This is a genomic window from Enterococcus italicus (genome assembly GCF_023743875.1).
Taxonomy (GTDB): Bacteria; Bacillota; Bacilli; order Lactobacillales; family Enterococcaceae; genus Enterococcus_G; species Enterococcus_G italicus.
The window spans coordinates 1,965,995-1,990,847 of record NZ_JAMRVB010000001.1 but is presented as its reverse complement, the minus strand read 5'-3'; the positions used below and the strand labels follow the sequence as shown (position 1 = coordinate 1,990,847).

The 24,853-nt window shown below is 37.8% G+C and carries 23 protein-coding genes and 3 pseudogenes; 7 read left to right on the top strand and 19 right to left on the bottom strand.

The genetic code is table 11. From position 1 onward, the window contains the following. Nucleotides 1-139 precede the first annotated feature (139 nt). From NE257_RS09780 to galU, 4 genes are all read right to left on the bottom strand, one after another. Nucleotides 140-733: a VanZ family protein gene (locus NE257_RS09780; RefSeq protein WP_040366020.1), complete on the bottom strand. Its 594-nt coding sequence runs from the start codon at nt 731-733 to the stop codon at nt 140-142. Between the two features lie 494 nt (nt 734-1,227). Further along, nucleotides 1,228-1,500 (bottom strand): GNAT family N-acetyltransferase, encoded by a 273-nt coding sequence (locus NE257_RS09775; RefSeq protein ID WP_251886346.1) that lies wholly within the window; start codon nt 1,498-1,500, stop codon nt 1,228-1,230. 80 nt (nt 1,501-1,580) lie between these two features. After that, on the bottom strand, nt 1,581-2,627 hold the full coding sequence (locus NE257_RS09770) for a hypothetical protein (RefSeq protein ID WP_251886345.1): 1,047 nt from the start codon (nt 2,625-2,627) through the stop codon (nt 1,581-1,583). Nucleotides 2,628-2,722: 95 nt separating this feature from the next. Further along, a complete protein-coding gene (gene galU, locus NE257_RS09765; protein ID WP_251886344.1) occupies nt 2,723-3,598 on the bottom strand; it encodes a UTP--glucose-1-phosphate uridylyltransferase GalU in 876 nt (291 codons plus the stop codon). A 67-nt stretch (nt 3,599-3,665) separates the two neighbouring features. On the opposite strand from galU, the gene NE257_RS09760 reads away from it, so the two are divergent. Then, nucleotides 3,666-5,114 (top strand): nucleotide sugar dehydrogenase, encoded by a 1,449-nt coding sequence (locus NE257_RS09760; protein WP_251886343.1) that lies wholly within the window; start codon nt 3,666-3,668, stop codon nt 5,112-5,114. Between the two features lie 156 nt (nt 5,115-5,270). Here NE257_RS09760 and NE257_RS09755 read toward each other — a convergent pair whose 3' ends face one another. After that, the gene (locus tag NE257_RS09755) at nt 5,271-6,641 is read right to left on the bottom strand and encodes an FAD-dependent oxidoreductase (RefSeq protein ID WP_251886342.1); all 1,371 of its coding nucleotides are present in this window, start codon (nt 6,639-6,641) and stop codon (nt 5,271-5,273) included. 376 nt (nt 6,642-7,017) lie between these two features. Between NE257_RS09755 and NE257_RS09750 the strand changes: the two genes are divergently transcribed. After that, nucleotides 7,018-7,377 (top strand): YxeA family protein, encoded by a 360-nt coding sequence (locus tag NE257_RS09750; RefSeq protein WP_251886341.1) that lies wholly within the window; start codon nt 7,018-7,020, stop codon nt 7,375-7,377. A gap of 48 nt (nt 7,378-7,425) precedes the next feature. Here the strand turns inward: NE257_RS09750 and pepT are convergent, their stop codons facing one another. From pepT to NE257_RS11630, 3 genes and pseudogenes are all read right to left on the bottom strand, one after another. Then, nucleotides 7,426-8,646 carry a peptidase T gene (gene pepT / locus NE257_RS09745; protein WP_251886340.1) on the bottom strand — a complete coding sequence of 407 codons (1,221 nt, stop codon included), beginning with the start codon at nt 8,644-8,646 and terminating at the stop codon, nt 7,426-7,428. 32 nt (nt 8,647-8,678) lie between these two features. Next, nucleotides 8,679-9,149, bottom strand: a pseudogene (locus tag NE257_RS09740) (peptide ABC transporter substrate-binding protein); the annotation flags it as partial. Between the two features lie 24 nt (nt 9,150-9,173). Next, nucleotides 9,174-9,620, bottom strand: a pseudogene (locus NE257_RS11630) (divalent metal cation transporter); the annotation flags it as partial. A gap of 472 nt (nt 9,621-10,092) precedes the next feature. On the opposite strand from NE257_RS11630, the pseudogene NE257_RS09730 reads away from it, so the two are divergent. After that, nucleotides 10,093-10,641, top strand: a pseudogene (locus NE257_RS09730) (IS30 family transposase); the annotation flags it as partial. Between the two features lie 146 nt (nt 10,642-10,787). Here NE257_RS09730 and NE257_RS09725 read toward each other — a convergent pair. The 10 genes from NE257_RS09725 to NE257_RS09680 are packed head-to-tail and all read right to left on the bottom strand — an operon-like array spanning nt 10,788 to nt 18,485. Then, the gene (locus NE257_RS09725; RefSeq protein WP_251886339.1) at nt 10,788-12,182 is read right to left on the bottom strand and encodes an oxaloacetate decarboxylase subunit alpha; all 1,395 of its coding nucleotides are present in this window, start codon (nt 12,180-12,182) and stop codon (nt 10,788-10,790) included. Then, the gene (citX, locus tag NE257_RS09720; RefSeq protein WP_251886338.1) at nt 12,142-12,723 is read right to left on the bottom strand and encodes a citrate lyase holo-[acyl-carrier protein] synthase; all 582 of its coding nucleotides are present in this window, start codon (nt 12,721-12,723) and stop codon (nt 12,142-12,144) included. Before citX ends, NE257_RS09725 begins: the two co-directional genes overlap by 41 nt. Then, nucleotides 12,716-14,248 (bottom strand): citrate lyase subunit alpha, encoded by a 1,533-nt coding sequence (citF, locus tag NE257_RS09715; protein WP_251855283.1) that lies wholly within the window; start codon nt 14,246-14,248, stop codon nt 12,716-12,718. The genes citX and citF overlap by 8 nt, the downstream gene beginning before the upstream one ends. Before the next feature lie 2 nt (nt 14,249-14,250). After that, nucleotides 14,251-15,138, bottom strand: a complete 888-nt coding sequence (gene citE / locus NE257_RS09710) for a citrate (pro-3S)-lyase subunit beta (protein WP_007207275.1) — start codon at nt 15,136-15,138, stop codon at nt 14,251-14,253. After that, on the bottom strand, nt 15,126-15,434 hold the full coding sequence (gene citD / locus NE257_RS09705; RefSeq protein WP_040367106.1) for a citrate lyase acyl carrier protein: 309 nt from the start codon (nt 15,432-15,434) through the stop codon (nt 15,126-15,128). The genes citE and citD overlap by 13 nt, the downstream gene beginning before the upstream one ends. Before the next feature lie 2 nt (nt 15,435-15,436). Beyond that, nucleotides 15,437-16,444 carry a [citrate (pro-3S)-lyase] ligase gene (citC, locus tag NE257_RS09700; protein WP_420871130.1) on the bottom strand — a complete coding sequence of 336 codons (1,008 nt, stop codon included), beginning with the start codon at nt 16,442-16,444 and terminating at the stop codon, nt 15,437-15,439. 3 nt (nt 16,445-16,447) lie between these two features. Then, nucleotides 16,448-16,582 (bottom strand): OadG-related small transporter subunit, encoded by a 135-nt coding sequence (locus NE257_RS09695; protein WP_007207278.1) that lies wholly within the window; start codon nt 16,580-16,582, stop codon nt 16,448-16,450. A 19-nt stretch (nt 16,583-16,601) separates the two neighbouring features. After that, on the bottom strand, nt 16,602-17,717 hold the full coding sequence (locus NE257_RS09690) for a sodium ion-translocating decarboxylase subunit beta (protein WP_251852268.1): 1,116 nt from the start codon (nt 17,715-17,717) through the stop codon (nt 16,602-16,604). Between the two features lie 21 nt (nt 17,718-17,738). Next, on the bottom strand, nt 17,739-18,125 hold the full coding sequence (locus tag NE257_RS09685) for an acetyl-CoA carboxylase biotin carboxyl carrier protein subunit (RefSeq protein WP_251886337.1): 387 nt from the start codon (nt 18,123-18,125) through the stop codon (nt 17,739-17,741). A gap of 15 nt (nt 18,126-18,140) precedes the next feature. Then, on the bottom strand, nt 18,141-18,485 hold the full coding sequence (locus tag NE257_RS09680) for a hypothetical protein (protein WP_251886336.1): 345 nt from the start codon (nt 18,483-18,485) through the stop codon (nt 18,141-18,143). Nucleotides 18,486-18,871: 386 nt separating this feature from the next. On the opposite strand from NE257_RS09680, the gene NE257_RS09675 reads away from it, so the two are divergent. The 3 genes from NE257_RS09675 (at nt 18,872) to citG (ending at nt 22,174) form a co-directional block, all read left to right on the top strand. Further along, nucleotides 18,872-20,266 (top strand): CitMHS family transporter, encoded by a 1,395-nt coding sequence (locus tag NE257_RS09675; RefSeq protein ID WP_251886335.1) that lies wholly within the window; start codon nt 18,872-18,874, stop codon nt 20,264-20,266. A 359-nt stretch (nt 20,267-20,625) separates the two neighbouring features. Further along, a complete protein-coding gene (locus NE257_RS09670) occupies nt 20,626-21,321 on the top strand; it encodes a GntR family transcriptional regulator (protein WP_007207283.1) in 696 nt (231 codons plus the stop codon). Continuing rightward, nucleotides 21,314-22,174 (top strand): triphosphoribosyl-dephospho-CoA synthase CitG, encoded by an 861-nt coding sequence (gene citG, locus NE257_RS09665; RefSeq protein WP_251886334.1) that lies wholly within the window; start codon nt 21,314-21,316, stop codon nt 22,172-22,174. Before NE257_RS09670 ends, citG begins: the two co-directional genes overlap by 8 nt. Here citG and NE257_RS09660 read toward each other — a convergent pair. Continuing rightward, nucleotides 22,171-22,881 (bottom strand): response regulator transcription factor, encoded by a 711-nt coding sequence (locus NE257_RS09660; protein ID WP_251852263.1) that lies wholly within the window; start codon nt 22,879-22,881, stop codon nt 22,171-22,173. The genes citG and NE257_RS09660 overlap by 4 nt on opposite strands. A gap of 50 nt (nt 22,882-22,931) precedes the next feature. Here NE257_RS09660 and NE257_RS09655 point away from each other — a divergent pair, with 50 nt between their 5' ends. Continuing rightward, entirely contained in the window at nt 22,932-24,734 is a 1,803-nt protein-coding gene (locus tag NE257_RS09655) for a sensor histidine kinase (protein WP_251886333.1), read from the top strand. Nucleotides 24,735-24,853: the final 119 nt, after the last annotated feature.

The window sequence follows — 24,853 nt, the reverse complement described above, 5'->3', positions numbered from 1 at the left end:
CTATTTCCGTAAACAACAAAATTTCACTAACAAAATTACAAAAGAGAAACGAAATTTCATTATTTCTTCGTTTATTTTGTAATCGCTTCTATCAAATGGTAAATTTTCCAACAAAAAAAGCTTTCCTAGAGCAAAAACTCTAAGAAAGCTTATTTTTTGTTTTTGGTAGCGTAAAGATTCTCCACACAAATAAATACCCAATCGTACAGCCGATAAAATTAAGGAGAATGTCACTAATGGCAAATGTCCCGACATAAAAAACATATTGAATGGTTTCAATTCCTAAAATCGTCAGTAAAGATAAGACAATAAATTCCCACGGCTTGGCCTTCATTCCATAAAGCCCTCCTAATGGCAAAAAGTAAATGACATTTAAGAATGCTTCCATTAAAATTCGCTTGTTCCATATTAGAAAGTCAAACGGATCAAAAGAATACGAATGGTAACGTTGTGCCTTAGCAAAGAGAACAATAAATAATAAAAATAAGTAGACCGTATAAACCAAGTATACATAGATTGTCGAAAACTTCCCGTATTGCCATTGGAGAAAGAAAAACCAAATACTAAAGAACAAAAAGACCATTAATGTTACTTCCGTATAGGCAAATCGTTCAATCATCCGAGCCAAGCGCGAATAGTTCATTAGCGTAGGTAAAGCTAAATAGTGAATCAATCCCACCGCTATTATAAGTGAGAAGAGAAAAAAGAAGAGCTGCTTGATCAATTGTTTCATATAGATCACCTTCATTAAGAGTATATTTATTCTACCTTACACTAATCGCCGTGCGAAGAACAACCTTCACGTTTTACCTATTCTTAAAAAAGGTTGTGACAAAAGCGTTTAGATCCGAGCAATACGCTCGGAAATCCCTAAAATTGTTCCTCAAAATTTTGGGGACTTTTCGACGTATTGACGAGAGATCTGCTTTTGAACACCGTTTATGAGGTCGTGACAAAAGCGTTCTGACCCGAGCAATACGCTCGGAAATTCCTAAAATTGTTTTTCAAATTTTTGGGACTTTTCGACGTATTGACGAGAGATCTGCTTTTGAACACCGTTTATGAGGTCGTGACAAAAGCGTTTAGATCCGAGCAATACGCTCGGAAATCCCTAAAAATTGTTTTTCAAATTTTTGGGACTTTTCGACGTATTGACGAGAGATCTGCTTTTGAACACCGTTTAGTCACGTTTAAGGGAGTGTGACTTTCTGTCACACTCCCCTCTACTTATTTTTTCCAAACATCCTCGTAATCAGGTGTACGTTCAAATTCTTTTTTGGCGTAGGAACAAACTGGAATAATTTTTTTATCATTGCGGCGCGCATAGGCAACTACTTCTGCGACTAATTTCCCTGCTAATCCTTGACCTCGATAAGTGCCATCGACACCCGTATGCTCAACGATCAATCCGTCACCACCGTCTGTACTCCAAGTAATTTCGCCAATTTCTTTGCCTTCATCCAAAAGGACAATGCGACTTTTTTCTTCTTTAAATTCCATTTAAATTTCCTCCTTTTAAGTAATTAGAACGACTAACTATCAAAATAATAATAAATCAAAGATCCATTTTTGTCCGCTATTTATTCTCGCTCTTCAAGAGTGAAATTTTCGCTCAATTCTTGAATGATTGGTTGCCAGGATCGTACATAGTGGTATGCCTTTTTTTGAATCCCGTTTTTTGAATGACTATCACTAGGCAAGTGATTTAATTGTTTCAATAATTGCAGGCGACTTTTTAAATCATCCTCATCTAACTTACTAAATGTTTGAAATAAAGCCACTTGTTTTTCTAGCAGTGGCGTATAGGCCAAATCCATCAAACACTGACGTAAAAATTGATTCAACGTAGGATTTTCTTCATAATTAAATGAGTTGCGCTTTAATAAAGTATACCACCAGGACAAATGACTTGCCTGAATAGCTGGCTCTAGCAGTGGCTTTACTCGAATTTGACTGTTATTTGTTAGTAGAATGCGCTGTGGAAGGTAGACAATTTGAGGTAAGGATCCCAAGTTCTTCACTCGTTGCCACTGATCAATCGTTACTACAACAGCAATATTAGCGTGTAAGATAGCTAATTCATTGATACATTTCCACCAGACAACTTGATCTGGTAGCGACAAATGATCAAAATCATCAAGGAGGATAACATACTTATTCATAGGATTGGCACCACTGACTTGCGCTAAATACGTGCTCACCCATTCATCAAGATTGGTATGGTTCATTCCAGAGTTCACCAATTGATTATCCTCCAAAAGAGCCTTCCCCATAGTAAGTCCTTGGATACTAGCCGCAAGTATTGCGCTCACATCTTTTTTATTACTTATTCCATCTAACTCACTAAATGAAACAATCGCCGAAAATGCAAGGTCTGGTGCAAGTATTGGACCAGTCTTTCGAATCGAGGCCAAAAATGAACTTCTCCCCGAACCTGTCTTTCCTTCAATGAATAAGATCGTCGGACAATCTTTTACTTCTTTTTTCCCAAAACGTTTTAACCAACTTTTCCATGCGTATGCTTGCTGACTATAGATGCCTTTTGACTCCAAATTCGTTTGAAGTATCTGGTCATATGGCTGTTCACATATTGACCAATCGACAGCAATATCTCCAAACAATTTCACCCTAACAAACCTCCTTCATTTTAATTATATTAGTTATTTATTCCCCAAAAAAATTATACTAAAAAAACAACTGCCTGCAAAGAGGCAGCTGTTCCTTAATCCAGTGTTTTGGCCAGGTTTTTCAGATACGCCTTTAAGCCATTTTTGGTATCTGGATGTCGCAAACCAAATTCGATATTGGCCTCTAACATCCCCAATTTGTCCCCCACATCATAACGTTTACCTTTAAACTCATGAGCGAACACCCGTTGAATTTTGTTTAGCTGATCGATTGCATCAGTTAATTGGATTTCTCCACCAGCGCCAGGTTGTTGATTTTCTAAGATTTCAAAAATTTCTGGCCGTAACAAATAGCGACCGATAATTGCTAAATCACTAGGCGCTTGGGCAGGTTTTGGCTTCTCTACAAAGCGTTTTACACTATATAGACCGTTACGGACTTCAGCCTCAGGATCGATAATGCCGTATTTGCCTGTTTCTTTATGCGGTACTTTCATCACTGCTAAAGTCGAGGCCGTTGTTTGATCATAGCTATCTATTAATTGCTTGGTTAAAGGGACCTTGTCTTCCATAATATCATCGCCTAACATAACGACAAAAGGTTCCTCACCTACAAAGGCTTTGGCTTGCAAGACCGCATGTCCCAGTCCCAGCGGATGTTTTTGACGGATAAAATGCAAATTAATTCCGGTCGTTTCTTCTACTACCTTTAATAACTCAGTTTTGCCTTTTGATGCTAAGTTTTGTTCCAATTCGAAATTTGAATCAAAGTGGTCTTCGATTGGTCGTTTGCCCTTTCCTGTGACAATCAAAATATCTTCAATACCAGATGCTAATGCTTCTTCTACAATAAATTGAATCGTTGGCTTGTCCACAATGGGCAACATTTCTTTCGCAATTGCTTTGGTTGCAGGCAAAAATCGAGTTCCTAAGCCTGCCGCAGGAATCACTGCTTTTCTTACGACTGTCATATACTCTCTCCTCTATTAAAAAGTTATTTTAAATAACAAAACAAACGTTACACATATAGATTATACCATGATTTTTGAATTGCGGAAAAAATTACAATTAACCCAACAAGACCTTGCAGATCAGACTGAGATCAATCGTGCCCTTATTTCGAGAATTGAAAAAGAAACCTTTGTCCCCTCAATTCCACAGTTAGAAAAACTAGGTCAAGTCCTCTCCTTTAAACCAGAGAGCGTCTTTCTAGCCTACAGCGATGATGTTATCAAAAGCCCCGCTCCGCTAAATATCGCTGTTGCCGGTACTGGTTACGTTGGCCTTTCTGTCGCAGTCCTATTGGCTCAACACAACCATGTCACAGCGGTCGATATCATCCAAGAAAAAGTCGATTTGATTAACCAAAAAAAATCACCTATTCAAGATGATTACTTGGAAGAATATTTAGCAGACAAAGAGTTAGACTTAACTGCGACACTCGATGCTGAATCAGCCTATAAAAACGCAGACTACGTAGTGAATGCAGCCCCTACCAATTACGATAGCCAACGCAACTTTTTCGATACTTCAGCGGTCGAAACGGTGATTGAGCTAGTTCTAAAAACAAACCCAGATGCCTTTATGGTCATTAAATCAACGATTCCTGTTGGCTACACGGAGTCTGTTCGTCAAAAATACCAAACGAATCGAATTCTATTTAGCCCAGAATTTTTACGTGAATCTAAAGCACTATATGACAATCTTTACCCAAGTCGCATCATCGTCTCGACTGACCCAAGCAATCATGACATCCAAGTTGCAGCAGAAAATTTTGCCGCGCTCTTGCAACAAGGTGCGATTAAGCAAGCCATTCCGACACTACTCATCGGTTGTACGGAAGCCGAGGCTGTGAAATTATTTGCCAACACTTATTTGGCTTTACGCGTATCTTACTTCAACGAACTAGATACCTATGCCGAAATGAAAGACTTAAATACGCAAGATATTATTGATGGAGTTTGCCTAGACCCACGTATCGGAACACACTACAACAATCCATCCTTTGGCTATGGCGGTTATTGCTTACCAAAAGATACGAAGCAATTATTGGCAAACTATGACGATGTGCCACAAACAATGATTACTGCGATTGTTGAAAGCAATCGCACCCGTAAAGACTTTATTGCCGACCGTGTCTTGAATCAAGCAAACTACTATCGCTACGACGAAGAAAACACCTACGATACAAACGTCGAAAAACACGTGGTAATCGGTGTCTATCGCCTAACCATGAAGTCCAACTCTGATAACTTCCGTCAAAGCAGCATCCAAGGAATCATGAAACGAATCAAAGCCAAAGGTGCGACGGTGATTATCTATGAACCAACATTACCAGACGGCTCTACTTTCTTTGGTAGCCTTGTTGTAAATGACCTAGCTAAATTCAAAGAGCAAACCCAATGCATCATCGCCAATCGTTTTGACCAAGCACTAAATGATGTGAAAGACAAAGTCTACACCCGTGACTTGTTCCAAAGAGATTAAAAAAGAGACTGATACAGAATAATTCAGCAAAAAGCCAGAAAATCCGTAAGTTATTCTCAAACTTTTGGATTTTCTGGCTTTTAGTAGCTAATTTTAAATCACTAATTTCTTGAGCACATAATTAGTCATAGTCAAAGACTCGTTTGACCCAACCTTTTACGCGTTCACTGGTCCTTCTTTTGCAATTTGTTGTTCTTGCGCCATCGCAGCTTGTCCTAAAATATTCAAGTAATTCCATGGACGATCGTATACTGGTTGGAAGAAGAAGTCTGTCAAAGCTAAGTCTTCAATCGTCATTTTCGCTTGAATAAAGACAGACAATGTATTCGCTGAAGCGGTACAGTCATATTTAGACATAATTTGTCCACCAACGATGCGATGTGTCCCCACTTCATAAACGAGCTTCATGTATAGTTTTTCATTCGTAGGCATAAACTCTGGACGGTAGAAATCTTCTACGTAAACGGAACGTGTCTCTAATCCGAAGAATCCCGCTGATGCATCATTGACACCTGTCGAACCAATATTGTAGCCAAACAAATGCAAGCCTGATGTCGATTGGGTTCCACGGTAGCTTAATGTTTCACCGGCAATATTTTTTCCGACAAGCATGCCCATCCGTACTGCATTTGTCGCTAATGGGATATAGGCATGTCCACCATTTGGATTGTAATTCACCGCACAGCTATCACCAGCAGCAAAGACATCTGGCGCACTTGTTCGCATATAATTATCCACTAAAATAGCACCATTTGGCAGCATGTCGACTTGATCTTTCACCAATTCAGTATTTGGTCGGAAGCCAACACACATAATTACCATGTCCGCTTCATATTCACCAGCTGAAGTGACTACTTTCGATACTTTGCCGTCTTCACCATAGAAGCCTTTTACCATTTCATTCAAATGAACATTGACGCCATGACTGACAAGTTCATCTGTCAAAATATCAGTAAACTCTGGATCAAGATACTTATTCAAGATGCGATCTAAGCCATCTAATAAGGTCACTTCACGACCTTCATTAGCAAATGCTTCGACTAGCTCAATCCCGATGTAGCCGCCACCCACGACAACAATTCTCTTTTTGTCATCTTTCTTTTTAAAAATTTCTTGGGCTTGATTGTAGTTTTTACATAATTGAACATTCTCTAAATCCAACCCATCAATCGGCGGAATAATTGGCCATGAGCCAGTAGTTATTACTAATTTATCATAAGATTCTGTATGACTTTCATCCGTCTTTAAATTACGAACGGTGATTTCTTTCTTGGCAATATTGACATCTGTCACATCATGCTCCATATGAACATCCGCACCCATTGCTGTCAATTCTTGTGGATTCGAATAAAATAGCCCTTCTGGATCCTTCACAACACCGCCGACATATAATGCAATCCCACAAGAAAGGAACGACACATTGTCATTTCTTTCGTATACTTTTACTTCTGCTTCCGGATGGTCACTCAAGATAGTCTTGACTGCCGAAGTCCCAGCATGTGTGCATCCAATCACGATAACTTTCATAAAATCCTCCTCAATCATCTTTATGGTTTTGGGGTATTTCCTAACAGATTACCCATCTGTTGTATTCAGTATAACATTAATATATCAACGTTTGCAAAGGTTTACAATTCGTGTAATACTACACGATAAAAGTGAATTTCATCACAAAAAAGAATCCTATAACCACCTTGTTATCACCTGATTATTAAGAGATACGTGAGTCTTTCACAATCGTTGTTTCATATTTCACAAATGAAATAGCCAATTATTACCTGTTTACCTGTTTAAACATTTGTTGGATATAACAATTTTGTTCGTCTTTTTTTAGCTAAATGCATCAAAAAAAAAATTCCTACACGCTATACTGAATTTAGAAAATAAATGGAGTGTGAATGAGATGTTTAAAAAAATCATGGTTGCTTTTTTCGCAGTAATCTTACTTGCCTTTGGTGGCTATAAATTAATAGAAGCATACTTTTTCAGTGGCGAAGACTATTATGTTCAAGTAACGACGGATGGAAAAAAAGAAGTCTTTTCAGCATCAGGAACCTCATTAGTCGATTACCAGTACTCGTTTACTGGCTATAATGATGAAGGATCAGCTAAGAAATTGTCCTTTTCAACAGTCCAAGAGCAACCACTACGTAAGATGGCCTATTTAAAAGTAACCTATAATGATAAAAAAGGGGTGACGTCCTATCAAGAAGTCAAAGCCAGCGCCCTACCTGAAAAAGCAAAAGAAAAATTAGTGGATTAGCAAACTACGAAAAAATAGAGTGTGACAGATTTTTGTCACACTCTATTTTTATCTCCCACTCAATTCAACAATTTTCACCAGTGTTTCACTGACTTTTAGCATTGCTTCTTCGGTGACGAACTCATATTGTCCATGGAAGTTTTCGCCACCTGTAAAAATATTTGGTGTCGGAATTCCCATATACGATATCTTAGATCCATCTGTTCCCCCACGAAATGGAGAGACAATCGGTTCTAAGCCTACCGCTCGAATCGCTTCTAGAGCGACGTCGACTGCTCGTGGGTCTTTATCGATAATGTCGCGCATATTGTAATATTGGTCATGCATGGTTATCGCAATCCTTGGGCGATCTAGGGTGGCATTGATTTCTTCTACTATTGTATACAAGGCTTGCTTGCGCGCTTCGAACAACTCATGGTCATGATCACGAATAATATAAGTCATTTCTGCTTGACCAATTGACCCATTCAAGTGATTAAGTAAGTAAAATCCTTCTCGTTCTCTCGTGCGTTCAGGTACATCTTCAGCTGGTAATTTTTGCTCAATTGCATTAGCAATCTTCAATGCATTTACTAAACGACCGTACGCAGTCCCTGGATGAACACTCGTGCCTTCGATTGTAAGCTTGGCTTCAGCTGCATTGAATGTCTCATATTCAAAATGCCCCAAGCGACCACTATCAATCGTATAGGCATAGGCGACCGGAAAATTAGCCGCATCAAACAAATCTGCCCCACGGCCAATCTCTTCATCCGGACCAAATGCGACCCAGACATCCCCTCGTTGTTCTTTTGGCCATTGCTTGATTTGTTCCAACATATGAAATATTTCAACAATGCCTGCTTTATCGTCCACACCCAATAGCGTTGTACCGTCTGTCGTAATGAGTGTCTGACCGACATAGTCTGTTAAATTAGGAAATTCAGCGACGGTCATCACGATGTCTTTCTCTTTGTTTAGTACAACATCTTGGCCGTCGTAATTTTCGTGTACTTGTGGTTGGATGTGCTCACTGGCAAAGTCTGCCGTATCCAGATGAGTGATAAATCCGACTGCAGTTTTTTCAGGATTTCCTTTTAAAACTGCGGTCACAAAGCCATTTTCCCGATTGTGCGTAATCGATTCAACACCAAATTCGGGCAATTCCTCCGCTAATAGTTCTGCAAAGGAAATTTGACCTCTCGTCGTTGGTACGGTATGTGAAGATGCATCAGAGCGTGTATTTAATTTGGCATACCGGATAAATCGTTTCGTTATTGAATGAACCATTGTTTCGCTTCCTTTCACCTGTTCGGATATCCTTATTCTATATAAGCTCCACGCAAATTGAAATAGTCTCCATACAAATGGTAGGCAATTCCTTTAATTTTCGGATTGATTAAATAATTAGAGGCGCTTTGGTATAGAGGTACTTGCGCGGCATCTTGCGTTAAGAGAATTTCTTCAGCTTGTTTGTAATCTGCAAACTGTTGGTTCGGGTCATTGGCATCTCTGGTCCGTGCTTTTTCAACTAGAGTCGTATACTCAGCATTATCATAGGCGCCATAATTATATGCTGATCCTGTTTTATATAAATTAAAATACGAATCCAAATCGCTGCTACCAGCAATCCCACCAGAAAGGGACAACTCATAGTTCTTATCTCGACGTGATTGGTTCAAATTATTTTTGGGTTGTGGCGTAATGGTAATGGTTAGACCTGATAAATGTTCTTGCAATTGCGCTTGGATGAATTCAGAAATTTTCTTGCCATTATCATCATCAGATACCAAAAAATCATTTGAAAAATAGCAATACAACATGGCAACAATCATAATCATGGCTCCAAGACGCCAGTCGATACCAAATACTAAACTCATACCTGCACCCGTACCTGAAATATTTCCAATTGTAAAGAAAATACATGATAAGAATGTGGTGATACCCACTATCCGTGCCGCCCATTTTCCATAATAGTGGCGTATTGCTGCAATAGTTGGCATATTCGTCATTACTGAAATACGATACGTTGTCATCATAAAAGCAATTCCCATAAATCCAATTGGAATTAATAACCAGAGCATTTTATATCCATAATCTGAACCTAACATTGCAGCTGTAGTAATCGATCCAGGACCCAAGACAATCCCTGTCAAAATAATACTAGGGCCGATTTTTTTTAATAAATCCTTTAAAGGTACTTTTTCAACCGTGTGTTTTGTAACAACACATGGCTCAACTTGTTCAATTTTTTGACTTTCCATGATTAATTGGCACCTCTGTTCTTTTATTTTCAAATCATTTTTGCCGATTAGAATCGGCAATCCCCTAATACAATCGTATATTTTTCAATTTTCGATACTTTTTTACAGCAAAATTGAAAGAACCTAGACGAGAAATACATTCTTTTTTTTAAAAAAAAAGAAAGCGTTTTCCATCCCTGATTTAGTTATATCATTGTTCCATCTGCTTCTCAACAAAACAACCAATTCCTGCAATAATTTGCGGATAATCAGAAATAAACAGTTTATCTGCAATTTTAGGTAGTATTTTCCTTCTGCTGATTTTTTGTCTCTATCGATTCCTAAAACAATGCGGCAAAAAAAGAGTACTTAACGCAATAGTTCTAACATGGTAAGAGATCGCCGATTGTAAAATTAAGTTAGACAAATAAAAAAGTCATCTGTGCTACACTCAAGATAGTTCCGCCTAAAGAATTATAAGGAGTGAGTACAAATGACCTACACCCATCTTACACCAGATGAACTTGTTATGATAGAGGCTTATGCGAAAGCCCATCAATCAGTTACGAAAACAGCTCAGATGTTGAAACGTTCAAGACAAACAATCTATACTGTTTACGCTTATTTGAAGGATGGACATACTGCATTGGAATACTACCAAAATTACAAGAAAAACAAGGCAAAATGTGGGAGGCGTTCCATCGTTTTACCAGCAGAACAGGTAGGATACATTCGAAAAAAAGTTGTTCAAGGGTGGACTCCGGATGTGATTATTGGTCGAGGGGAGTTTCCTATTGGGTGTTCTGTCCGTACCCTTTATAGAATGTTTAAAATGGGTATATTTGATTGTTCTGATTTACCGATGAAAGGGAAGCGAAAACCCAATGGACATCAAGAAAAGCGCGGTAAACACGCATTTAGACGCTCCATTCATGAACGTTCGAATGACTATACTTCTTTTGAAGAAGAGTTTGGTCACCTTGAAGGTGACACTATCGTAGGACAAAAACATAAAAGTGCCGTTATTACCTTAGTTGAACAAAGGAAATGCCGAAGCATTTCCTAAAGTGTGATTTGATCAAAACAACACCATTTGACAAAGAGCCTAAGAGATCAAGCTACCATGTTAGAGTCATTGCGAAGTACTCTTATATAGTTCTATTATTTGCAGATTCTATACAAAGAATCTTAAGAAAAATCTATTTTGACACTAACTTCTTGGACGGGCACATCGTAAAATGGATCTTCACGTCGACCCAAGAAATCTCGACCTTGTTTAGGAAACATGGCATAAAGTAAAACATCTTCCTCTGATTTAGCATAATCTTTGATTTCTTCTCTTAATACGTTAAGTTCAGGCTTCAAGAGATCAGCCGGACGACAAGTAATGACTTCATCATTGCCAATTATTTTTTCTCGAATCTCATCAGAAATCGGTGCTGGTGACTGCCCATATTGACCTCTGACATAGTCTTTGATTTCATTTGGGATTAGTTTGTAGCGCTCACCCGATATAACGTTCATTAACGCTTGTGTCCCTACCATTTGTGATAAAGGTGTCACTAATGGAGGATAGCCTAAATCGGCACGAACTTTAGGTACTTCAGCTAATACTTCGTCATATTTGTCTTGCATTCCTTGTTCTGTCAATTGACTAAGTAAATTGGACAACATACCACCAGGAACTTGATAAATTAATGTTTTTGGTTCGATATCTTTTACTTTAGGATTCAAGATTCCTTCATTACGGAACCGATCACGAATTGGATTAAAGTATTCAGCAATTTGACTAAGTTTTGATAAATCCAAACCTGTATCAAATCCTAATCCTTCAAGTGCAATCGAGACTGATTCAGTCGCAGGTTGACTTGTTCCACCAGCAAAGGAAGAAATGGCGGTATCGATAATATCTGCTCCAGCTTCAGCCACCTTCAAATAAGTCATTTCAGAAATGCCACTAGTCGCATGGGTGTGTACTTCTAGAGGTAGTGAAATGGCGTCTTTGATCCGACTTACTAGCTCAAAGCCTGTTTCTGGAGTCAATACGCCAGCCATATCCTTAATACAAATCGAATCCGCACCAGTCTGTTCCATTTCTTTCGCTAAATGAACAAAATAGTCTACGGTATGAATCGAACTTGTTGTGTAAGAGATTGCTGTTTGACAATGACCTCCAGCTTCTTTAGCTGTTGTAATAGCTGTTTGTAAGTTACGAGTATCATTTAAGGCATCGAAAACGCGAATAATGTCAATCCCGTTCTGAATGGATTTTTCGACGAATTCTTTGACCACATCATCTGCATAATGACGATAACCCAATAAATTTTGACCACGCAACAACATTTGTAGCTTCGTATTCTTTACTTCTTTGCGAATGCTTCGAAGTCTTTCCCAAGGGTCCTCATCTAAAAATCGTACGCAAGAATCAAATGTGGCGCCTCCCCACATTTCCAGCGAATAAAAACCTGCTTCATCCAGTGTTCGAATGATAGGTAACATATCAGAGGTTGGCATACGTGTTGCAATTAAGCTTTGTTGTCCATCACGTAGCACAGTTTCCATAAAGCGAATTTTTTTGTTCATCCTTGCACTCCCCTCCATTTTGAATAATTTGACTAATTTTTTCTTGCATTTCAACAATAGAATGAACTCTTGCACGTCCGCATTCTTTCGCATCTTTCCGACAAACTAAGCATCGCCGTTTACGCAAGTCTAAGTCAGCTCTACTAATTGCCGCAATGGTTCCACCTTGAAGCCAATGAACATCTAAATCCACCAAGCGACCGTACGGATGTGTCTCTTCTATCGACACCATTCGCTTCTTCAATTCGACCGAATCGAGTGAGCAAGTAAAATAATACTCTGGACCGGTTTTTTTCGAATAAAAAGAGAGCTCTTTCCCTTTACTATTACTGACTTGTTGTTTCACTTGTTCAATAATTTTAGAGAAAACATCTACCAAAATTGGTGAACTTTTTATTGGACCAGGAATATTCATCGTCGCGCAAATCAAGCGTTCATCCTTGTTTGAAAGCATCTTTTTTTGTGTAGCCAGGCGCTCTTCACGAGCATCTAGCATCTCGATTAGAGTGACTGGCTCGCCATCAAAAATGGTATTATACATTTCTAACTACATCAATCAAGCTACCATCACGGTATTCAATTAACGCAACGACTTTATCACCATATTGAATTGGATCTGGCGTACCAACAATGCTATAAGCTTTTTCTTGTAGTTCTTTAATTGTAAACTGTGGAATATCAATCGCTTTAAAGTGTTCAACCAAATCTTCTCTTAAAGGATTGATTGCAATACCAATTTCAGTAACGACAATATCCACACTGCTTCCTGGTGTAACGACTGTGTTTACCTGTTCAACGAATGTAGGAATTCTTCCTCTCACTAGTGGTGAAATGACCAAACTCATTTTACATGCCATACTTGTATCAGAGTGACCACCTGAAGCACCGCGAATCACACCATCGGAACCAGTCATAACATTGACGTTAAAATCAGTATCGACTTCCAACGCTGATAAAATAGCAGTATCTAATTGATTAATTACTGCACCTTTGCTAAATGGTGAAGCATACATATTGGCATCAATCTCATAATGATCTGCATGTTCACCTAGGGAAACAGCAGACGGATGATCAAAGTCTTGAACGTCAATGATTTTTTCAACTAGACCTTCTTGTAATAGTTCAACCATCGCATTGGTAATCCCACCTAATGCAAAACGAGCTTTGATATTGTCTTTAATCATTTGCTCTCTCATGAAGCGAGTAACCGCTAATGCAGCACCACCTGTCCCAGTTTGGAAAGAGAAACCTTCTTTATAATAAGGAGAATTTGTGATTACTTTTGATGCGTATTCTGCAATGATCAATTCTTTAGGATTTTTGGTAAAGCGAGTAGCACCTTTTGCGATTCCTTTTGGATCTCCGATGGCGTCGACTACGACGACATAGTCTACATCAGTTTGAGGAATACTGATTGGTGTATTTGGATATGGCACCAATGTATCTGTAATAATGACTACTTGATCAGCATACTTGGCATCAATCATGGCATAACCTAGTGAACCACAAGTAGCTTTTCCTTTTGTTCCGTTGGCATTGCCATATTCATCCGAGCTTGGTGCTCCTAAAAAAGCAACATCAATATGGACATCGCCGGCAGCAATCGCCCGTGCGCGACCACCATGAGAACGAATGACAACTGGATTTTCCATGATTCCTTCAGAGATAGCGGCACCCACTTTATCACGTAAACCAGAAGAAGTGATGTTCGTCACAACGCCATTTTTGATATGATCAATTAAAGGTTCATGAACATTGGCAATTGAACTTGGTGCAATCGAGATATTTTTAATCCCCATTTTTGCTATTTCTTCTAAAACCATATTCATAACGAAGTCACCTTCACGAAAATGATGGTGGAAAGAAATCGTCATGCCATCTGTTAATCCTGTCTTTTCAATTGCTTCACGAATCGAACCAACTAATTTTTCATCACGGGGTTTTACCGGTTTAATGGTCCGACTTGCCTCTTGGTAATCCGAAATATGCGCAAGTTCCCCTTCATAAATACCAAATTGGTCTGCATATTCTTTTGGGATATCGCGACCTGCTTTATTCATCACCATGATTAAATTTCCTCCTCCGTAATCATTTTCGCAGCAATTGCCAAGGCAATTACGCGTTGTGCTCGTTCGACAATTGGTTTATCAACCATCTTACCATTAACAGAAATAACACCTGAACCTTTTGCTTCTGCTTCACGAATTCCCCAGATAACTTCTTTCGCATTTTGGATTTCTTTATCTGTTGGACGATAGATTTCATTGACTAGTGGTATTTGGCGAGGATTGATGACTGATTTACCGTCAAATCCTAATTGTTTAATTTTCTTCACTTCATTTTGGAAACCTTCAACATTATCGACATCAGAGTAAACAGTATCAATCGCAGCGATGCCAGCTGCTCTAGCTGAATGGATAATCATGCTACGAGCAAAAAATAACTCTTGTCCATCTGGAAAGCGACGAGTCTTCATGTTTGTCACATAATCTTCTGCCCCTAAAGCAATCCCAATCAAGCGATCAGAAGAAGTCGCAATATCACGTGCATTTAGCACACCTTCAGCAGATTCAATGGCAGCCATCATTTTGGTTGTACCTAATTCAATGCCATTTTCTTTTTCGACTTTTGTAATGACTTGGTCAACGTCAATAATATCTTGAGCTGTTTCCGTCTTTGGTAACCGAATGACGTTTGCACCTGCAAGCACCATCGCTTCAACATCTTGAGCCCCACCAGCATCCAAAGCATTAATTCGGACCACTGTTTCCACTGCTCCATAATCAAATGTGCGTAAAGCAAAGTGAACAAGCATACGAGCTGAGTCTTTTTCCTTTAAAGATACTGCATCCTCAAGGTCAAACATAATCGAATCTGCTCCATACAATGCAGCATCTCTCAACATCGCAGCATTCGCACCAGGTACAAACATCATTGTTCTTCTTAAGCGTTCCATGAGTCTATCTCCTTCCAATCAAAGTTCTCTTGTTCCGCAGCACGATACACAGCAGTAATTGTACGAGCTTGAATCGCACAATCTAAGGCGCCTTTATCCACTGCGGTAACTTTTGCTGAATTTACTTTGAGATTGGCTAAAGTCGTTTCAATCATTTGACGAATTTGGCGACCAAATTGCTTTTCTACACTACTTTCAAGATCAATTTCGATTGTGTTGGATTGTGTTGGTTCAATAGTTATCATGATGTCACTAGATTCAACAGTTCCAGCAACAGCTGTTTTGATTATTTCCACATTCATTCACCTCTAAATTTCTTTTTTAAATAGTCATAACTTGATTCTGGTAAAAATTGTTTCAATAATGCTTGATTTTTTTGTTTTAGTGCTTCACGAACTTTTGTAGCACTGACAATATTGCCTTCAATTGCCAATCTTGGTAGAACAATCAAGTCTATCTCATTGTTGAACACTTCCTTCATCGCTTGATTGTACACTTCTGTTACTTCAGAATACGGCTCTTCACCTACAAAACGTTTAGTAATACTTAAACGTGGGGCAATTTTTTCTTTAAATAGTAGAGCATCAACTTTCGCCTGTATTCTAGCTAATTCGAGTGGTGCCTGATCTTTTAAAAAGTACGTTGGAAACGTTAAGGAGGAAACAATATAGTTTTCGGTCGGCACCACTGTTACATTTGCTATCTGACTGACACCCGCTTTAACCATGGCTAGCCGATCAGTAAAAGAAAATTCTGACCGATTTTCTGATAAAACAAAAACATACACATGCGAGCTCACCTTAGCTGCTTGTTGAACTAAAAATAAGTGTCCCTTTGTAAAAGGATTCGCATTCATAACAATAGCACTTGCATTTTCTGAATGGTTTAACTCTGATAACATACTCAAATAAGAAGAAAGATTTGGTGTTCCTTGTTCCATAAAAAGCACCGTCTCAGTCGAAAGTATTTCCCTAAAACCTAAAGAATAAAAGATTGCTTTATTTTCAGGCTTTGTATAGACAAAAGTATGCGTTATTCCTTTCATCTGTAGCTCGCCAAGTAAGTGAACCACTAGTTTAGTGAGAAAATTTTCAGATTGATATTCTTTACAGACGACTAGGCATTTAAGGATATTCTCTTGATATGACCCTGTCGCCACCAATTTTTCTCCAATAAAAACACCCACAGTATAATCGACCTCTTCATCTGGAGAGAGACCCGCTTTTTGAATTAGGTCTTTCCACAAGGTATACATGTGCTTATCTTGATTGATCCAGATTCTTCTTACTTCGTACAAAGGAAACACTCCTTACTTTTTCGGTGGAAATAGCTTTGCTAATCCTTTTGAAGCTAAATAGATTAGAAAGAGAACAAAAAATACGCCGCCCCATCCCATAAGCAATAGTTCAAATGATTGTTTTAAATCTTCTAAATTAATATTCATACTAACTTCCTTTCCTTACTCAGACTAGAAATGCTAGTAATAAACCACCAGCAATAACTGAAGCAATTTGACCAGACACATTCGCACCTGCAGCATGCATTAAAATAAAGTTTTGAGGATCTTCTTCGGTTGCCATTTTTTGAATAACACGACTTGACATTGGGAATGCTGAAATTCCTGCAGCACCAATCATAGGATTGATTTTTTCTTTTCTAAATAGATTTAGGAATTTGGCAAATAATACTCCACCGATAGAGTCCATTACGAAAGCAACTAGTCCTAGTCCGATGACGATTAATGTATCAAATTTCAAGAACTCTGCATATTGCATCTTAACGGATACGGTTAAACCTAAAAGAATACTAATCACATTTACTAACTCGTTTTGAGCAGATAATGACAAGCGATCCAACACACCACATTCACGTAGCAAGTTACCAAACATTAAGAAACCAACTAACGGTAAAGAAACTGGAGCAATCAATCCTGCAACAATCGTAATAACAATTGGGAATAGGATTTTTGCCGTTTGAGACACTTCACCAGCACGGTAGTTCATACGAATTTGGCGTTCCTTTTTCGTTGTGACTGCTTTGATTGCTACTGGTTGGATAATTGGCACAAGTGCCATGTAGGAATAAGCAGCAACCATGATAGCTCCCATATACTTAGAATTCAGTGTATTGGCTACGAAAATAGAAGTTGGTCCATCTGCGGCACCAATAATACCGATTGAAGCAGCGTCATTCATATCAAAGCCTAAAACAATTGCTAGAATAACGGTAAAGAAAATACCAAACTGCGCCGCTGCACCAAACATCAACAAGAATGGATTTTGTAGCAATGGACCAAAATCAATCATTGCACCAATTCCTATAAATAATAATAACGGAAATAATTCTGTTGAAATCCCTGCATCAAATAATACTTGGAATGGTCCAGCTTCGCCTCCAGCACTTAATACACCTGTATCTGGAAAGTTCACCAATATTGTTCCTAATCCCATTGGTACTAATAGCGTTGGTTCATACTCTTTTTTGATACCGAGGTACATCAAAACGCCCCCGATGACCATCATAACGATTCGACCTGGTTCTTGACCTAGTCCAATCACTCCTTGGATTAATGTATCCACTCAATTCACTTCCTTCTCAAATTAATTAATTGTAATCAATGCATCACCAGGATTAACAACTTGACCTTGGTTTACATGAATACCTGTAATTTTTCCTGCTTTATTTGCTACTACTTCATTTTCCATTTTCATAGCTTCTAAAATCATTAATGGTTGGTTTTCTGTCACTGAATCGCCAATGTTAACCATAATTTTTAAAATAGTTCCTGGCATTGGTGCAGTTAGCGCATCTGCTCCAGCCGGTTCTGACACAGCTTGTACAGGAGCGGCTTCTTCAACCTTAGGAGTTTCTACGGCTGCCGGTGTTGCAACTGGTTGTGGAGCAGCTGGTTGTGGTACGCCACCAATTTCTTCCATTTCTACTAAATATTCTTTTCCATCAATTGCAATTTTGAACTTTCTTAACATAATAATCCTCCATCCTTACTTTCCTTTTTTTCTTGCAATGCTCCGAACAACTAATTGGTTATTTGTCGGATCAGTTGCGGCAATACTTGCCGCAATAATCGAAACAGTTTTAACTTCCTCATTACGTTGCAAAATGCGTTTGATAACAAACTGACTCTTAGGTCGGTCATTTGCTGCAATACTAGTGGCAATAGCAGACACTAAAGGATAATCCGCTGAATCAACTTCAACAAACTCTGGCAATACTTCCCAGTCATCTTCAATCTGTACTATTGAATTAGTAGAATTTGACTGTTCGTTATTGAAATCGATTTTCTCAGTTGTATCTTTCTTCTTAAAGAGCGACTCAAACCATCCCATATTGACTCTCCTTTCTTCTTGTTCATTACCATTCTATTATAATTTTTCGCAGAAGAAAATTATAGTCAAAACGTTGATATTAATTGGTTTTTTAATGTTTTTTTATTTTTGTCAACCTGAAAATATTTCTCTGAGTACCTTAAAACCAACATTTTCCATTCGTTAATATTTTATTAATATTTATTTAAGTATCCGCTAAGAAACAGATTTATTATTGTTCTTTTTTTGTTTTTTTATCCGCTTTCATATTCATATTTTCTTTTTTTTTATTTATTCTAAGGGTGTAAAAAAGAGACAGGATTCATTTGTTATAGAACAATGGGTGCATCCAAAAAGTTCCTGTCGTCAGTTACAAAAATTATGGGTTTTAAGAAAGGATGGAAAAAATGTTATTAACGATTCTTGCTTACGCAATGATTATCGTCTTCATGTACGTCATCATGAAGAAAAAGCTATCTCCATTTACAGCATTAGTAGTCATTCCACTATTTTTCACATTGATTGCAATATTTACAGGTGTTGCTAGTCCTCCTGCCGGCACAGACGGCACGGTTCCAGAAGTTAATCTAGGGAACTTTATTTTAGATGGTATTGCTACCACATCAAAAACAGGTATCATGTTGCTTTTTGCTATTCTTTATTTCTCTATTATGCTCGACGCAGGGTTGTTCGATCCTATCACTCGTAAAATGATTCACTTCGCTAAAGGTGACCCAATGAAGGTCTTAATGGCGACGGCTGTTGTTGCAGCTGCTGTATCTTTAAATGGTGATGGCACAACCACAACATTAATTTGTATTTCTGCTTTCTTACCTATCTACAAAAAATTAAACATGAACGTCATGAACTTAGGTGTCTTGATTATTTTACAAAACACAATTATGAACCTATTGCCTTGGGGTGGGCCTACTGCGCGTGCCATGGCAGTATTAAATATCGGTGCTGATATTCTTTCATATCTATTACCAGGTATGATTCTATCTGTTCTTTATGTAATATTCTTTGTTGCTTACCGTATGGGTAAAAAAGAAAGAGAACGCCTAGGGATTACTCATCTAACAGATGAAGAAATCGATGCGATGACTACTGTTACCGATCCAGAATTAATCGAAATTCGTCGTCCGAAAAATTTTGCATTTAATGGAATCTTAACTTTAGTCTTAATTGGTTGGTTAGTCTTAAGCTCATTTGTTGAACAATTAGGCTTACCTGCTTGGGTAGCAATGCCACCTTTATTCTTATTCTTAATCGGTACATGTATTGCATTGATGGTCAACTATCCAAAACTAAAAGATCAATCATCTCGGATTGGTGCCAACGGCGGAGATGCCGTTCAAGTAGTTATTTTAGTATTTGCTGCTGGGGTATTTATGGGCTTATTCCAAGGTTCAGGAATGGCAGAAGCATTAGCAAATAGCTTTGTTGACATCATTCCAAAACAATTAGCTGGTGCATGGGGGCTTGTTATTGCTTTAATCTCAGCTCCAGGAACGTTCTTTATTTCAAATGATGGCTTCTACTTCGGTGTATTGCCAGTCTTAGCTGAAGCAGGTCGTTCGTATGGATTTGATAATATGTCTATGGCCCTTGCTTCTCTAATGGGACAAGCATTCCATTTACTAAGCCCACTAGTAGCCTTTATCTATCTTCTATTAAGATTAACTGGATTAGATATGGGGCAATGGCAAAAAGAATCTGCTAAATATGCGTTAGGAATTTTCGTTATCTTTGTGGTAACAATTGTACTATTAGGTCATATGCCTCTATACATCCCACAATAAAAATATAACTGATAGGCGTCGGAAATATTGAAATACTTTTCAAAAGTTCGCACGATACGTTACCTTTTGAAAATCACTTCATATTTTCGGTGCTTTTTTTATACAAAAAACGAACATAGTTACTATGCATTGAGCCGTCTTTAAACACTTTCCTCTTAAAATACATAAATCATTCTGATATTCTTCTTTCTTTCAATCAAATCACAAAAATAATTTTGAACCTGTAACCTATTCAGTGTAAAATAAAACTAACTCATTTAGTTTTGCATATGCTAGGATTTTATTTTGTGAATGAATAATCATAAATTTGTTTCGAAAAGTTTTATTACCTTTATCAAAAATTGAAAGGATGGATAAAGATGAATCCCATCATAACAGCAGTTAAGAAAAATTTAGATTTAACGGAAAATAAACCACTAAAAATTGCCGTTTATGAGGCATTTAGAAAGACAATCATTCTTGGCGAGATTCCAGCTGGCGAACGAATCAATGAAAAAGAATTTTCAGATGAATTAAATATTAGTCGAACTCCCATCCGAATTGCGATGAAAGCTCTTGTTGAAGAGCAATTGGTTCAGCATGTCCCTAGAATTGGCATGGTCGTAAAAGGAATTGGAATCAAAGATGCTTATGAAATCTATGAAATCCGCAAATCACTAGATACTCTAGCTACTATCAAAGCGATGAAATTGATGACCGAAGAAGATTTTAAAGAGTTACGAGAATTGCTTGAGCGAGGCGAAGTATACAATAAAACAGATCAAGTCGACTTATTGCTAAAGAATTTTTCTGATTTTAATGCCTTTATCTACGAAAAAAGTCAAATGCCTAGACTAAAATCGATTGTCTTAGATTTGCAAACATATTTGGTTTATTTTCGTGATATTGCGATACGCGCATCTGCTCGTAGAAGTATCGCTTTAGAAGAGCATTGGCTTATTTATCGAGGCATGTGTACAAACAATATCGAGCAAATCACACTCATTACCCATGAGCACTTAACACGCTCCTTAGAATTTATCTTAAAAGAAATGGAGAAACGAAAAATTGATTAGCCAACTTCAGCACATCGCCACCCTAGCCCAGACTGCTCTAATTTATGAAGTCGCTATTTCTCCGAAACCTGGACTGGTTGATCGTTATACAAATGGGGCGCATGATGATATGGACTTTTTCACTTTCATTAAAAGCATCCAAGCTTTAAGCCCCTACTTCTATCGCTATCTTGAAGAAGGCTATCTGCATAATGACTCATTAAAAGCGCTATTTGAAAAAGAACGAATAATTGGCTCGGTAGCAGAAAAAGCCATGCTTACTGCCACTGATCAAATTAATACCCATAAAGGAGCCAATTTTTCATTTGCAGTATTACTCGGTGCGATTGGCTATCACCTAAAAACTAACGCCTCTTTCCCTTTTACTATGCAAGATACAGATGCTGTTTTAACAATCGCATCCGAAATGACTAGCCATTTAATCGACCAAGACTTAACGAATCTCTCAGAAAAAAACGTGCTTTCAAACGGCGAGAAACTGTTTATAAAAAAAGGGATTACTGGTGTACGAGGCGAGGCTGCTAATGGCTACCCCGCCTTAAAGAATGTATTACTTCCTTACATGCGAAAAAAAGCCCATTCAATTGATGAGCTTTTTTTATTACGTAGTTTAATTTTTTTAATGACGCAGCTAGAAGATACAAATATCATTCATCGTGGTGGCATATCCGCCCTAGAAAAAATTCAAGAAGAAACAAGACAAATTCACGAACAACACTTGTCATCTGACCAATTCATTCATAAATTAAAAGAGTATGATTTATTGTTGACAGAACGTTATCTAAGTCCTGGCGGAGCAGCTGACTTACTTTCGTTAGGTATCTTTTTTGCCATGCTTGAAGGAATTTTTTAGCTTCCTTCAGGGTAAAAGGCATAGCCGATACCCCAGACATTTTTTAAATATTTCACATCTTTAGGTGTATCTTCAATCTTATTTCTGAGATGATTGATGAATACCATAATTGTATTTGCATCAGTATCTCCATCGTCCCACACATTGGCGTAAATCTGGTCTTTCGTAAAGACTTGATTTGGATTTTCCATAAAAAATTGCAACAATTGTGTTTCTTTAGATGACAGTGCGACCAATTGATCATCTTTAAAAAATTGATACTGATTTAAATTTAAGCGGAATCTTCCAAGTAAGATTTCATTTTGTTTCACTTGCTGATTGGCTTGATGGATCACCTTCGAACGTCTTAGCGAGGACAAGACCTGAGCACGAATAATGGCAGGCTTAAAAGGTTTCGTCAAATACATATCCGCGCCCATTTCCAGGCCAGTGATAATATCTGATTCTGATGTTTTGCCACTCAAAATCAAGATAGGGACACTGGGAAATTGTTCGCGGATGAGCTGAGCCAAATGATAGCCATCATTTTCATACTCCAAACTAATATCCAATAAAAACAAATCAAACTTTACTCGTGAGATGATATCTACAGTGGCTTCTACGGACTCACTTTGATAAATAAGCAGACCGGTCGATTGCAGTGATTTCCATATCAAGCGTCGGATTGCAGGATCATCATCAACAACTAATACTTTTTGATCTTTCATTTTTGTACCTCCATTATTGTTCGATTCTATCTTCGGAAAGAGAGAATTTTATGAAAAAAAAATCATTAAAATGGCTAAATATCGGACTGATAGTAATTATTACTATCACGATACTAGGATTCTTTGGGATATACTACAGCTACAAACAAAGCAAAGAATACGCTTTAGATTTTGGTCAATCTCAACTCATGAAAATTAATAAAGCAGCCACCCTTTTGATTCAATCATCAATAGATGACCAAAAAGAAATTTTACAACAAGTAGGACTTGTCTATAATTCTAAAGGACAACAAGCAATCATTCAAGAACAATTAGAGAATTTGCTCACAAAGGATACAAAATTTCAGTCATTATTCTTGATTCCACTAAAGGACACGAGCGCATCTTTAGAAGTAAGTTCTAGTAAAGCAATCATTGATTCCCTTGATTTGGTACAAAAAGATACGCTGTTAAACAAAGAATTAACAACTGCATCTTATGAGAATGGTACAGTTTATTTTTATAAAAATAAAGCCTTTTTAAACCTCTATCAACCCATCTATGATGAAAACGGACAATTGACCGCCGTTTTAGTAGCTCCGATCAACCTCGATGCTATCTACCGAACCATTGAAGATGCGACACTTAATAATGAGTACAACGGGTACACAATGGTTAAAAACAAAGAAATGAAAGTCATTATGCATCCCTCTGCTGAGCAAATCGGACTAAACATTATTACCGGGCGTAAGCAGTTGTATCCTGATTTGAATTATAATGACTTAGAGAGGCTCGAGCAACAGCAACTGACCCATCAGTCTGGCACATTAACGTATTATTCTTACTGGTGGACAAGTAAAAAATTAAATCGCGTCTTAAAAATTGCCGCATACCAATGGATTACAATTGGCAACCAAAAATGGGTCGTCGCAAGCAGCACCGAATTCAATCGCCATAATGCAGTCTTAAAGCAAGAATTTATTATAGGGATTGGTGTGCTAAGTATTTTTACTATCGTTGTCTTCTTATTGTATCTTAATATGAAAAATATTATAAGACGAGAAAAATTTTCGCTTGAAAACCAAAAACTCTTGTCCCAGAAATCGCACCAAGAGTCCAAATATGAATTAGAAAAAAATTTACTGCAAGAATCTAAATTAGAAATCATTGGTTTGTTGACTACTTCCATCGTCCATGATCTTAATAACTTTTTAACACCGTTATTGGGTAATATTGAATTATTGCTAGAAGATTATAAAGACAATCCTGAATTGTATGAAGAATTAATGGAAATCTATATAGCTGCCCAAAAAGGACACGACTTATCAAAGCGGGTACTGAATTTTTCTAAAGTGAGCTTGACTGAGCGAGATGCATTTTACTTGTCCGCTATTGTCCAAGATTCCGTCAACACGATGGCAATCTTGATGCCACGAACGATGAAATTAACAATGATTCGTAATTTTGATGCAGAAATTCTCGCTGATGCCGATGAAATCCAAATGATTATTTATAATCTTATCATCAATTCCATGCAGGCTTCTAAACAAGGTGGCACAATTCAAGTCACGATTGACCTAGCAAATCCGAAAAAAATAAAAACGTATACGAACTATTCACACCAACATATCAATAAAGAACACATTCAATTTACAATTAGTGATAATGGGCCAGGAATTAGTAAAGACATTCAAGCAAAAATCTTCACTCCCTTTTTTACAACAAAATCGACAGAAGACGGTACTGGTCTGGGACTCTTTATTGTCCAATCAATTATCAAAAAAAACGACTGGCTACTTAAGCTGGAGTCTTCACCCGAAGGAACTTCATTTAGTATTGCCATTCCGATTGAAACAAATCACACAATGCATTAAGCTAAAGCTTGAGGCTGAGACAGAATTGTTCAGCTACAAAAAAAGACCAGTAAATCCGGAAGTTGCTTCTCAAGCTTTTGGGCTTACTGGTCTTTTTTGTAGCGAATTCTGTTTCAGCC